Source organism: Nostoc sp. DedSLP03 (genome assembly GCF_034530815.1).
In the GTDB taxonomy this organism is placed as follows: domain Bacteria; phylum Cyanobacteriota; class Cyanobacteriia; order Cyanobacteriales; family Nostocaceae; genus Nostoc.
In genome coordinates, this window is record NZ_JAVRCK010000040.1 from 64,695 (window position 1) to 76,869 (window position 12,175).

The following is a 12,175-nucleotide window of genomic DNA, read 5'->3' on the forward strand; positions in this document are numbered from 1 at the left end:
TATTATTGGTGCTGGAGTCATAGCTATTACTGGAATCATTTCCTCCAGTATTACCAACATACCAACTACTGTCGCTGTTACTAAAAGAGTTACCATTGCTTTGACGACTTTTACGGGAACTGTTTCTACCAGATGAAGTAGCACCTTTGATGAGAGCGATGAAGCCCAGTACAATCAGTAAAAATATAATTAAGCTCCACATAGTTTTTATCCTGTGGTAATGATTGCAATAACTAACTTCAATTTTTTTGGCTGTGATTACGGATTTCATCTAACTTGCAGGCACTGCCTCGATATCCTGCCATATCAACTCAAGATACATTTACATAGATTAACTTTGCTCTTAGGTCGACTTCTCGAAATTTAAAATACAGCAGCCTCAATTGTAAATTCAATAAGACTTAAGCAAAAAGGCTTTATCCCACAACATAATCAATACATTTTGCCAAAATTAGGGGAAAAAAAGAAAAGTGAGGAATTTTACTATTAACTCCTCACTCTTAACTTTTTTAATTTGTTTGTAACGGTGCATTCAAGACTTTATCGATGCGATCGCGCGTTTCTAATAAGTGCGCTTTGGTGTATTCATCCTCAGAATTAACTCCTTTAAGTTTTTCATCTAGTTGTTTTAGTTTATACCAAGCTAAAGTTCGAGCATCTTCTGGAACATTTTCTTTTCGCAATACCATACTAGTCAAAATATCCAAATACTGACGCTGCAAGCCTCGCCGCAAACTGGCAATCTTCATTGGTTTACCTTTTGGTTTGATGACTTCCGTCCAAATATCTGATTGTAAAGTGTCAAATAGTTCTGGTAGAGTCAGTGCTTTTCCTTCGGGAGTTTTGAGTTCAATATCCTTGAGACGAGAAAGGCGATCGCTTGAGAGTAAATCTCGCAACACAGAACCCTGCATCAGTAACACCAAGTCATGAATGGGAAAATCCAAACGACCAACTTGTGGAGAACTACCCCAATGTCGCCAACGGGAAGGTGCTAATTTATTCAGTAATTCTGGTGAAAAATTGAGGGCATCTTCTGCAAATACATACTTTTGCAGCGTTTCTAAAGCTTGCCGTTGTTCTTCAACGGGTACTGGTACAAATGGTAAACGGTGTTGGGTGACTCCAGAGACTTTCTCAGAAGGTATTTCGCTGGGGTGAATGCGGTAGAAAGATTGTCCCCCGATGTATTTTGTGGTGTAATATATTTGCTGAAAATAGTTACCCAATACTGTACTAAAACGTTCGCTGACATCGCTGTAACTATCACCAGCCATTGGGAAACGCTTATCGAGACGTTCCCACATCACCCGCGAATTATTCAACTGCCATTGAGAATAAAGCAGCACATTACCGCTGTTATCCCAAGCATCAGCTGTGGGGTCGAGGTCATACACATCTTCATCTGTGGAATAACTCAACTCTGGCTTGTAGGATTGTGCAGCAATTTCCTCCAAAATTGGCTTTTCTGCTAAAGGAGTTGATGTTTGAATTGTTGTGTAGCCGTACTTAATTGCCCATTCATCATAAGGCCCCACCATACTCGGAAAATAATCTCCTTGTTTTGTACCTTGAGGGGCAATATTTGGGGGAATATAGTCCATGACAGAAGTTGTCAGACCTTTATTTTTGGTAATTTCCGTATTATTCATCTCCTGTGGTGGTAGCAGCGTACTACCACGGAAGTTATGACGTAAACCAAGAGTATGTCCAACTTCGTGAGCGATGATTAAACGTAGATATTGATTAATATATGCTTTTACCTTGTCTGGAGTAGCCATACTATCAGGCAGTAGAGACATTGCCAGCGAACCAAAGGCAAACTGGTTAGCAGCTTCCATGCCATAGCATAAATCGTACTCGCCTGCCATTTTCGATAAACGATTCAACAGCCCCTCTTGTCCTTGCATCTTCTGGGGGACACCATTGTTTTTCCCATCTAAACCATTGGCGCAAAGTAAACGATTTTGCATCAAAGCTGATAAAGTCGTGCGATTTTCTGTTTGGCTGGGTTGGACGATTTTGCGATATTCACCCTTGAGTGCCCGGATAAAGCTAGCATCTACGAGAATGTCTGCATCCAAAATTTCCCCTGTCAATGGGTTAACGCGAGATGGCCCCATTGCAAAGTAGCCATCAACTGTATTAATCCAGCGAATTGTGTTGTAACGAATATCTGCCGGGTCCCAAGTAGCATCATCTGGCATTTGGCGGACTTCAATTGCATCCTTAAATCCGGCTTTGAGAAAGGCTTTGTTCCACATGAGAATGCCTTCTTTCATAGCATCGCGGTATTCTAAGGGCACAGCGTTATCAATCCAGAAAACAATCGGTTTTTTGGGGTGAGAAATAACTGCTTTCGGGTCTTGTTTTTCTAAATGCCAGCGATTGATGTAGCGGACAAAAGAATCGCCGCGATCGTCGTCTTTGGATAAATCTTGATAGGCGGTGATGAAATAGCCAACGCGATCGTCAGCAAGGCGTGGTCGATAATCTAGATCGGGTAGTTGAGAGAGGCTGTAGTGAACGCGCAGGGTAAAGCCACGGTTGTCAGCTAGCGACCCAAAGTTTGCCGCTTCACTGTTGGATTCAGCACTATCAGAGTAATTCAAAATTGATTCGACTTCTAAGTTTTGAGGAAAGGCTTTAGCAGTACCAAAATAGGACTGACTTGTGCTTTTTGGAACTCCTAAACCTACAGATAATCCAGCTAAGTCTGTCAGTAACAAATCTTCTAAGTCAATGAGAATAGTTTTGCGTTCTGGATGAATGCTTTTAATGGGAATGGTGTAGAGAACAGAATCACTAAACGATCGCGTCAGCGATCGCACTTGGGGATCTCCCTCACGAGTGCGAAAATTCACATTGCGGATGACAAAGTGTAATTTATCATCTACCCGTTTGAAATAAAATAAAAAATCTTGCAGAGGCATACCACTGTAAATACCCCGTTCGCCAATTCCCGATTCCAGGGTTGCCGTAGCTAGGTAATTTTTATTAAGTTGTTCTGGCTTAATTTCTAGATAAATCTTATTCTTTTCTTTATTACGATAAAGGGTGAACAATCCCCCAGATTTTTGGGTGTTTTTAATTACTTCGTTGAATGGCTCTAAATCATCCTTTGCTGCTGGTTTTGCGGTAGTACTAGGCTTGGCATTTGCTTTCTCTAAGGCGTTTGCAACTTGTAAAAATGGTTGTTGACCTGCTTGTTTCAGGTTTTTTACTATCCAAATAAACGGTTGAGGCTGTGCGTGTTTATTTTGATTAACTACCCAAACTTGATTTGACGGTAGTCTCTGTTTTTGAGGAATATTAATATTATTTAATGATAAGGTTGAGATTTTGGTTGAAGAAGTTTCTGTCGATAACTGACTATTGAACTTCTCTCCACTGCTGACTGTTACCACATTTTTTCCAACAATCTGCTTGGCTGTATCAACATTGTTAACAAACGGTGACTTAGCGTTAGCTGTCGCTATCCCTAAAAACAAACTATGTAACAAAATCATATAAAAGGTTAATCTGTTCATTGCATTCATTACCTGATAACTATCTCTCGTTAATTTTTAACTTTTGCAAAGCCATATAGCCTGCCCTCTGGCGCTTATCTTAGCTGCTTTATATTAGGCAATAAACTTTCAGTTTAAATTTTAATTGCCATTTTTCAGCTTTGTTGTGCTGTTTTAGTGTAGGATTTTTTCTAACAATTGCATCTCCTACAAACAGTAAGTATGATTTTTACATCACACTCAGAAATTTCTTGGAGAAAAAGTATCACAAATTAGCTAAATCATAGAATTAGTTGAGCTGGGAAATAATTTTGAAGTTAACACTTTATTTACATTGTGAAAGAAAGCTTAAGGCTACTACAGGTGAGCAAGAAGCCGCCATCCAGAAACGCCGTTGGCAAATTCATCAGAAGTAGCCTGCCCTAAATATCGTCAACTCATGATTTTTTTACTATAGTATTTATTTATACTATTGATTATTGGGAATGCAAAGCAAACTGGTATAGAAAAGTTTTTAATTCAGGATTATCAAAAACAGTTATTTAAATGTAACAACGGAAACAAAAATGTCAACATATTTATCTCAAGTTTGGCAGCTGCTGAGAAATTATGTTAGGGGTACAAGGTTACAAGAGATGCCAAAGGCCACATCCCTAGAAACTGAAGCAGTTTTACCTCTAGGAAAAAATATTAAAGAACCAGACAAAAGCCTTAGATTAGCTCAAGATAATTTGCAAGAATATTTATACTCTGCAAGACTGCAAAAAAGCTTAGAAAAATGGACAGTACCAAAGAACGGTTTAAGTTCTCAGATAGACGATCGCACATTGGGCACTTTATCCACTGAGTTTTGCTTTAAAGTATGCGATCGCCAGATGCATGAAGAGATTTATGATTTATTGGGCAGTGCTGCCCTGAAACCTGAGATAGTCAAGCAACTAATGGAATTGGTTGTGACTGGTCAAAAAATTCGTCTAGAATTGCTTTTTCGGCGGCTAGAAGATTTTTATCGTCGCTGGTGTCAGGGAGAATTTATCGATGGCACACCAGATGATAACCTGCCTCAGCAAATAAAGTTAAAGCTAGCGGCACAAAATATTGCGATCGGGTTGAGACAGGTAGACATCTATACAGGGCTGAACGTACTGATTTTATTACTAGAGTTACACCGTTACGCCCAAGGGCAAGATGAACTCAAACAAAAAATCAACTTCTACCCATCTGCCCAACCGGACACAGACAATTTTTTCACATCCCAACTGCTGCGGATTATCAATTATAGCGATGCCCTGGAAATTGGCAACTTTAGCAGTATAGTTGGACAATTCCTCAAAGGCGGCAACTTTAGGGGTGCTTACCTCGGCGATGCCAACCTTACCGGGGCAGACTTTAGCGGTGCCGACCTTAGCCTTGCTTATCTCGGCGATGCCAACTTAACTGGCGTAAACTTCAGTGGTGCTAACCTTAGCGGTGCCAACCTCGGCGATGCCAACCTCAGCGGTGCCAACCTCACTGGTGCTAACCTTAGCTGTGCCGACCTCAGTAGTACCAACCTTAGCGGTGCTAATCTTAGCTGTGCCAACCTTAGCCGCGCCGACCTCAACCGCGCTGACCTTAGCAATACCAACCTGAGCCGCGCCGACCTGAGCCGCGCCGACCTCAACCGCACCGACCTGAGCAGCACTAACCTCAGCCATGCTGACCTAAATAACGCCATCCTTTTCGGTGCAAATCTGAGTGAAGCCAACCTTAATAGCGTCAGCCTTAGCCATGCCGACCTCTGCCGCGCCGACCTCAGTGGTGCTGATTTGAGTCACGCTATCCTCAACGGTACTAACCTCAGTGACACAATTCTTTTCAGTACCAACCTCAGCAACGCTATCCTGGTTGCCGCAGACCTCAGCTATGCCAAACTTAATGGTGCCAAACTTAACAATGCTAAACTTAACGGTGCAATGTTTTTAGGTGCCGACCTCAGCGGTGTAGACCTGAGTCGGGTGATTCTCAACGAAGCCGACCTTAGCGGCGTGATTCTCAACGACGCCGACCTCAGTGGTGCTGACCTCAGCGACGCTATCTTGTTTGGCACAGACTTCAGCTATGCCAACCTTAACAATGCTAACCTCAGTGGCAGTAACCTCAGTGGTGCTATCCTCAACGGCGCGGATCTCAGCCATAGCAACCTCAGTTACGCCATTCTGGGTGGTGCAGACCTTAGCGACGCTAATCTAGAAGAGATGATTTGGGGTAAAAAGCAGCAGTGGGAAGGTGTGCGGGGATTAGAAACAGCAGTTAATGTACCAAAGGCGTTGAAGGAAGAACTGGGGCTAAATTGAGATGAGCAAGATTTTATACTAAACTTTAAAGAGCCAATAGATTTATCTATAAGTATGTATAGGTTTCTCGCCCCCACTAGAAAGCCCCTAGATGAATTCAGGGGCTTGGGTAATTTTGGTTGCGATCGCATAACGACTATAGGCGATCGCAATCTGTGGTAGATGCACTCTAAAATACTTAATTAATTACGGTGATTATTGCTGTAGTGAACCCTTGTACCTGCCCACAGCAACTTCTCCCGCAGCGTCTGATAGTAGGAATTGTTCTCGCGCAAAATAATAAATTTAGCCCGACACTCTGCCATCCGCACATCAACGCGGTGTCCGGGCCAAATAGAAGTCCCTAAAACCCCATCTGTCCACAGCTTAGTACTCAAATCGTAATCCCCCAAAGGCCAAATACTCACCACAGAACCAGGGGGTAAAACCAGGGGACGACTAGAAAGGCTCATTGCACAAATGGGAGTGATGGTAAGCGCCTCCATACCATCATGCATAATCGGCCCATTCGCAGAAACGGTGTAACCAGTGGAACCTGTGGGAGTGGAAATAATCAACCCGTCCCCAACATATTGATCGACTACCTCACCATCGATTTCCATTTCTAGAATTGAGGTGATCATTCGGTCAGCGGAAGCAGGTTTGACACAGAATTCATTCAAAGCCAGGTAACGTTCGCTCACTGGTTCCAAATTAGACCCATGACCCTCATACACCGCAGCTTGTAACATCATCCGTCGTTGGATAGCATAGCGATCCTCAAACAGCCGATCCCAAACTTTCTCTGTATCCTGAAACTCTTCCACTGACTCAGTTAAAAACCCCAGATGGCCTCCTACATTCACTCCCAGAATTGGGATACCAGCTGGGGCTAAATGTCTGGCACCAGTTAAAACAGTACCATCGCCACCGAGTACCAAAGCGAGATCGATTGGTTGACCCGCCGAAGCCAAAAAGACTGGATAAGGGTTGTCTTTCGGCCCGCTAGGCCCCATCAACACTTGGCAATCGCGGCTTTCTAGTTGTTTCGCACAGATTTCTGCCCATTCTTTACTCCGGGCATCCCGCGCTTTATAAGCAATGATTATCTGCTTGAGTTGCACGCACAATTACCACTTCAGGAGATTAAACTGCTCCATATCGACGGTATCGCGGTTGCGATAAATGGCCAGCACGATCGCTAAACCCACCGCCGCCTCGGCTGCGGCCACGGTAATCACAAATACTGTGAAAACCTGACCCTTAATTAATGTTGAGTCGAGGAAGTTGGAAAATGCCATTAAATTCAGATTAACAGCATTGAGCAGTAATTCAATTGACATCAGCACCCGCACAGCGTTGCGGCTAGTAATTAAACCGTAGATGCCAATGCAGAATAAAGCTGCTGCTAGTAATAAAAAGTACTGGAGTTGCATGAATCTGAGTATCCCTCCTGAAAAAATCTGGCTGTTTATCTGCGACTCAGGTTGCAAATATTACTCTTTTGTTTCGCTGGTTGTTGATACTAGTTCTCTGGGGCGTTCTTGCAAAGTCAAAACAGTTTGCCCCAGTTTGGATGGTGTCAACAAGTCTGGCAAATATTCGCGGCGTGCCAAAATAATTGCTCCTACCATTGCTATCAGCAGCAAAATGGAAGCTAGTTCAAAAGGCAGTAAAAAGTCAGTGAAGAAATGTTCTCCAATTAAAACTATAGAACTTTTGCCACCCGCCACAGGAGCAGCGGAATAAGCCCAAGGAGTAGCCAGCACCATCGTACTTAAAAGACCAAACAATCCTATACTGACTACACCAGTAAGTGCTTTTCGCACCCAAGAGTTGGGAAATGCTACAAAATTCTGCCGCTTGTTCACCAACATAATGGCAAACAAAATCAGCACGTTAACCGCCCCAACGTAAATTAGTATTTGTGCAGCTGCAACAAAATCAGCATTTAGCAACAGGTAGATTCCCGCTATGCTGATAAACACACCCCCCAGCAAAAAGGCAGAATAGACGATGTTGGAGAACAGCACCACACCAATGGCTGCCCCAATCATCATCACGCCCAGTATGCCAAGTGATACTAACTGTACTCCTTCTGCTAGATTCACTGTTTTTTGTCCTTAGTCAATTGTCATTGGTCATTGGTCATTGGTCATTGGTCATTGGTCATTAGTTATTAGTCAAATAACAAAGGACAAATGACAATGGACAAATGACATTTATTTTTCTGTTTGTTCTACCAAGTCTTCTGGACGCGCACCCGCACGCGGTGCATCCGCAGGTAGTCCGTGGGGTTCGAGAACGCCTTTGGGTAAGTAAACTAGTTCGCGTAGTGGTGTAACCATTGGATCGTCTGTTACTTTATACGGCAGACGACCTAGCGCTACGTTATCGTAGTTCAATTCATGGCGATCGTAAGTGGAAAGCTCATATTCTTCTGTCATCGATAGACAGTTAGTGGGGCAAAATTCCACACAATTACCGCAAAAGATACAAACTCCAAAGTCAATGCTGTAGTGGTTGAGTTTTTTCTTTTTGCTGGCTTTGTCGAATTCCCAATCGACTACAGGTAGGTTAATTGGACAAACGCGAACGCAAACTTCGCAAGCGATGCACTTATCAAATTCAAAATGAATCCTACCGCGAAACCGTTCGCCAGGAATTAGTTTTTCGTAAGGGTACTGTACAGTAATTGGACGCCGCCGCATGTGGTCGAAGGTGACAGAAAGACCCTGACCAATGTAACGCGCAGCTTGTACTGTTTCTTTGGCGTAATCGCCAACTTGTTTTAGGAACTTTAGCATTGTGCTTCACTCTCTCTTTTTAAGCTATCAGCGTTATTTGTCCCTTGTCCTTCGTCCTTGGTCTTTTGTCATTAGTCATTTGTGTATGCTAATGACTAATGACTAACCACCAAAAGCGAAGGGAAAGGCTAGTTTCAGGGCGGCGGTTAATAGGAGATTAACCAAACCAACTGGTAACAAAAACTTCCATCCTAAATCTAACAGTTGGTCAATCCTTACCCGTGGCACTGTCCAGCGCAACAGGATGGCGACAAACACTAGCAAATAAGCTTTGAACACAGTCATGGTGATACCCAAAGCCGCCGTTACTATCTGGAACACGGGATTTAATTCACTAACTCCTAGCCAACCAGCGATGAGGTTGAGGGGAATCGGAAAGTCCCAACCGCCCAGGTAGAGAATTGCTACTAGTAAGGAAGAAAGGATTAAGTTAACGTATGAACCCAGGTAGAACAGACCAAATTTCATGCCTGAGTATTCAGTCTGATAGCCTGCGACGATTTCTTCTTCCGCTTCGGGTAAGTCAAAGGGTAATCGTTCGCATTCAGCGAGGGCGGCTATCCAAAAGATCAGAAAACCAATTGGTTGTCGCCAAACGTTCCAGCCCAGAATGCCGTAGCCAGACTGCTGATTGACGATATCAACAGTGTCGAGGCTATTAGACATCATAGCGATCGCTAATACCGCTAACGCCAAAGGAATTTCATAACTAATAGATTGCGCTGCTGCCCGCAAGCCCCCTAAGAGGGAATATTTGTTATTAGATGCATAGCCAGCCATCAGCAAGCCAATGGGTTGAATGCTTGACAAGGCAATCCACAAGAATACGCCCATGCCCACATTACTAATTACGATATTCTGTCCAAAGGGCACAATCAGGAATGACAGAAATACCGGAATTACAACAATAATGGGGCCGAGGGTAAACAGCCAGGGATCGGACTTGGCTGGTACTATATCTTCTTTAAATACCAGCTTTAGACCATCCGCTACAGGTACTAGCAACCCAAAAGGCCCCTGGTATTCTGGCCCAATTCGCTGCTGTGCGGAGGCAGAAATTTTCCGTTCTAGCCAAGTAGCAACTAATACCCCCACTGTTGCTCCAATCAGCATCAGTATCATTGGCAGTGGCATCCAAATCGCTTTAGCTGTTCCTGCTGGTATACCTAAATCCCGGAGGGATTCAATAAAAGTTCCTTGGAGGTCAATTCCTGAATTCATGTTTGGTGCTCTTTAAGACATAGAGTCATGGTGAGTTACAACTATTAGTTAAATTAATACCTGTAAATTCACCCATTTTTAATTTTTGCTGTGATGACGCTCGATTGAAGATTTGTTGCCAATTCCCATGCCTAGTATATCGTTGGATGGTTTTACCACCCTGAAGCGAGATGAGAATTCTACTTATGGTTGGCATTGAGATTGACTATTGTGAGGAGACGGGGATGGGGGCAGGGGAGCAGAGGAGCAGAGGGAGCAGGGGAGCAGGGGAGATGAGGGGACAAGGGGATAAACAAAACTCCTAACTCCTAACTCCTAACTCATTACTCCTAACTCATTACTCAGCACTCCTAACGCCCCATGCCCCATGTCCTATGCCCAGTTACCGTTGCTCAATGGGAGTATAAGTAACTTCGTGCAGACCGTTGTAAACCTGGGTAGGACGGAAAATCCGGTTTTCTGCTAGTTGTTCTTTCCAGTGGGCTAGCCAACCGGCAACACGAGCGATCGCAAATATTGGCGTAAATAAGTCTGTAGGAATACCCATTTTCCTATACACCAAACCGGAATAAAAGTCAATATTGGGATAAATCCCCTTGCTACCGAGTTTTTCTCCTACAACTCGTTCCATTTCTTGAGCAATGTCATAGAACTTGTCATGCCCAAACTTCTCAAACAATTGCTCTGCTAGTCCTTGTAAAATTATGGCTCGTGGGTCTTTTACTTTATAGACACGATGTCCAAAGCCCATAATCTTAGATTTACTTTGCAGACAGTCCTCTATGTAAGGACGGACATTTTCTACAGAGCCAATTTTTTCCAACATTTGAATTACTTCTTCATTGGCTCCACCATGCAGAGGCCCGCCCAAAGTTCCCACAGCACTAGCAACCACAGCGTAAGGATCGGTCAAGGTGGAAGCTGTCACCCTAGCACTGAAGGTAGAAGCATTCATTGTATGCTCGACTTGAAGTATCAAGCAGATATCAAAAATCCGCGCCATCAGAGGATCGGGTTCTTGCTCATTGAGCATGTATAGAAAGTTGGCGGAATAGTCTAAATCATCACGGGGACGTACCGGATCGTTGCCTTTTCGCATCAGTTGGAAGGCCGCCACCATCGTCGGAATAGTTGCTATTAGCCGCACTACTGAATCTCGAATATAGGCAGGATTATGTAAATCCCGGAGCGAATAAAACAAACCTAAAGCCGCAGCAGAGGCTTGCAAGGCATCCATTGGGTGGCCGCTTTCTGGAAAGCATTTCATCATGTCCCGAATGCGGTATTTTATCCGCCGATGGTAACGAACTTCATGCTCAAATGTTTCCAGTTCTTCTTTGCTTGGCAGTTTACCCCAGATTAAGAGATAAGCAGTTTCTAGGAATGTACTTTTTTCTGCTAATTCCTCAATCCTAATGCCACGATATTCTAGTATTCCCTTTTGCCCATCAACATAGCTGATACTTGATTGAGCGGCGGGAATGCCTTCTAGACCAGGCTTGTATTCGCACACCATCATGGCAACACCATTTGCTTTTTGAAATATCTGCTGGAGGTAACATTACCAGAAATTTATTGTCGCCATAACAGTAGCCGTTCTAACAACAATCGAAAATGTTGGAAAACTGTTATAGCAGGTACTTGGGTGGTGTCAACCAAAACATCTGACTACGACCCAGAGCAGAACCTGTTTCTGGTAGTTTTATCCCAATCATACCTGCTTTTTTCAAGACTAAACTTTCTTTGACTTCCCCCCACAGGAGAATTTCTGCCCAATTGGTTAAATCAGGTTCGTGTCCAACCAGCGCCAGTTGGGTATTTTGGGAATAATTTCTTGGCTCTAACCACTCTTTTAGCCAACTAGAAATTTGACCATCGTGAGCGAGGTGGCTAGATTCCTCTAACTGGGAGCTTAGTTTTTCTGCTATCAGGATTTCAGCCGTTTGGCGCGCCCGCACTAAGGGGCTGGTGAGAATTAAATCAAAGTTTAAACCTAATTTAACAAGTTTCTGGGCAACTTTCTCAGTTTTTTGCCTTCCTTCTTTGGTAAGGCTGCGCTCTTCATCCTTGATGCCTAATCCCTTGTCTTCGGCGATGCCATGACGAATTAAGTATAGTTCCATACTTTGTATTGTGAGCGATTCAGTTAGGCTGCTCTTAGGCAATGTTAGAACGCTATCCGCCACTTAGCAATCTGTCATACTCTGGATGCGATCCAATCCAAAACCATACAAAATTTTCATCTTCTTTTACAACAAGCGCCCGATAATACCCCTCTTCTGTCACTTTCCGGGTATTCTAACCCTCTTCTGTCACTTTCCGG

Annotated in this window: 9 protein-coding genes and 3 pseudogenes; 2 read left to right on the forward strand and 10 right to left on the reverse strand. The window is 43.5% G+C overall.

Annotated features, from left to right (window positions below; all coding sequences use genetic code 11):
- Together RM368_RS19890 and RM368_RS19895 are read right to left on the reverse strand one after the other, a co-directional pair.
- Window positions 1-202 (reverse strand): hypothetical protein (locus RM368_RS19890; RefSeq protein WP_322695649.1); only part of this gene is annotated, 202 nt, incomplete at its 3' end.
- A gap of 307 nt (window positions 203-509) precedes the next feature.
- Window positions 510-3,530, reverse strand: a complete 3,021-nt coding sequence (locus RM368_RS19895) for a zinc-dependent metalloprotease (RefSeq protein WP_322695650.1) — start codon at window positions 3,528-3,530, stop codon at window positions 510-512.
- A gap of 920 nt (window positions 3,531-4,450) precedes the next feature.
- On the opposite strand from RM368_RS19895, the pseudogene RM368_RS38790 reads away from it, so the two are divergent.
- Window positions 4,451-5,176, forward strand: a pseudogene (locus RM368_RS38790) (pentapeptide repeat-containing protein); the annotation flags it as partial.
- On the opposite strand, the pseudogene RM368_RS38795 reads toward RM368_RS38790, so the two are convergent.
- Window positions 5,131-5,226, reverse strand: a pseudogene (locus RM368_RS38795) (hypothetical protein); the annotation flags it as partial. The pseudogenes RM368_RS38790 and RM368_RS38795 sit on opposite strands and share 46 nt — an antisense overlap.
- Between RM368_RS38795 and RM368_RS38800 the strand changes: the two are divergent.
- A pseudogene (locus RM368_RS38800) lies at window positions 5,207-5,845 on the forward strand (pentapeptide repeat-containing protein); the annotation flags it as partial. The pseudogenes RM368_RS38795 and RM368_RS38800 overlap by 20 nt on opposite strands.
- Window positions 5,846-6,027: 182 nt before the next feature.
- Here RM368_RS38800 and RM368_RS19905 read toward each other — a convergent pair.
- The 7 genes from RM368_RS19905 to sixA all read right to left on the reverse strand — a co-directional run bounded on the left by RM368_RS19905 (window position 6,028) and on the right by sixA (window position 11,975).
- Window positions 6,028-6,948: an NAD(+) kinase gene (locus RM368_RS19905; protein ID WP_322695652.1), complete on the reverse strand. Its 921-nt coding sequence runs from the start codon at window positions 6,946-6,948 to the stop codon at window positions 6,028-6,030.
- 6 nt (window positions 6,949-6,954) lie between these two features.
- On the reverse strand, window positions 6,955-7,260 hold the full coding sequence (nuoK, locus tag RM368_RS19910) for an NADH-quinone oxidoreductase subunit NuoK (protein WP_006199065.1): 306 nt from the start codon (window positions 7,258-7,260) through the stop codon (window positions 6,955-6,957).
- 60 nt (window positions 7,261-7,320) lie between these two features.
- Window positions 7,321-7,935, reverse strand: a complete 615-nt coding sequence (locus tag RM368_RS19915; RefSeq protein ID WP_322695653.1) for an NADH-quinone oxidoreductase subunit J — start codon at window positions 7,933-7,935, stop codon at window positions 7,321-7,323.
- A 111-nt stretch (window positions 7,936-8,046) separates the two neighbouring features.
- Window positions 8,047-8,631 carry an NAD(P)H-quinone oxidoreductase subunit I gene (gene ndhI, locus RM368_RS19920; RefSeq protein WP_229462911.1) on the reverse strand — a complete coding sequence of 195 codons (585 nt, stop codon included), beginning with the start codon at window positions 8,629-8,631 and terminating at the stop codon, window positions 8,047-8,049.
- A gap of 102 nt (window positions 8,632-8,733) precedes the next feature.
- Window positions 8,734-9,852 carry an NADH-quinone oxidoreductase subunit NuoH gene (gene nuoH / locus RM368_RS19925; RefSeq protein ID WP_322695654.1) on the reverse strand — a complete coding sequence of 373 codons (1,119 nt, stop codon included), beginning with the start codon at window positions 9,850-9,852 and terminating at the stop codon, window positions 8,734-8,736.
- A 382-nt stretch (window positions 9,853-10,234) separates the two neighbouring features.
- Complete coding sequence (locus tag RM368_RS19930) at window positions 10,235-11,371, reverse strand: citrate synthase (RefSeq protein WP_322695655.1); 1,137 nt, start codon at window positions 11,369-11,371, stop codon at window positions 10,235-10,237.
- Between the two features lie 109 nt (window positions 11,372-11,480).
- A complete protein-coding gene (gene sixA, locus RM368_RS19935; RefSeq protein WP_322695656.1) occupies window positions 11,481-11,975 on the reverse strand; it encodes a phosphohistidine phosphatase SixA in 495 nt (164 codons plus the stop codon).
- Between the last annotated feature and the right edge of the window lie 200 nt (window positions 11,976-12,175).

Excerpts from the sequence above, each read along its gene's own strand:
- ndhI (WP_229462911.1), bottom strand. The coding sequence starts at position 8,631 with ATGCTAAAGTTCCTAAAACAAGTTGGCGATTACGCCAAAGAAACAGTA.
- RM368_RS19930 (WP_322695655.1), bottom strand. The coding sequence starts at position 11,371 with ATGATGGTGTGCGAATACAAGCCTGGTCTAGAAGGCATTCCCGCCGCT.
- nuoK (WP_006199065.1), bottom strand. The coding sequence starts at position 7,260 with ATGCAACTCCAGTACTTTTTATTACTAGCAGCAGCTTTATTCTGCATT.
- nuoH (WP_322695654.1), bottom strand. The coding sequence starts at position 9,852 with ATGAATTCAGGAATTGACCTCCAAGGAACTTTTATTGAATCCCTCCGG.
- RM368_RS19895 (WP_322695650.1), bottom strand. The coding sequence starts at position 3,530 with ATGAACAGATTAACCTTTTATATGATTTTGTTACATAGTTTGTTTTTA.
- sixA (WP_322695656.1), bottom strand. The coding sequence starts at position 11,975 with ATGGAACTATACTTAATTCGTCATGGCATCGCCGAAGACAAGGGATTA.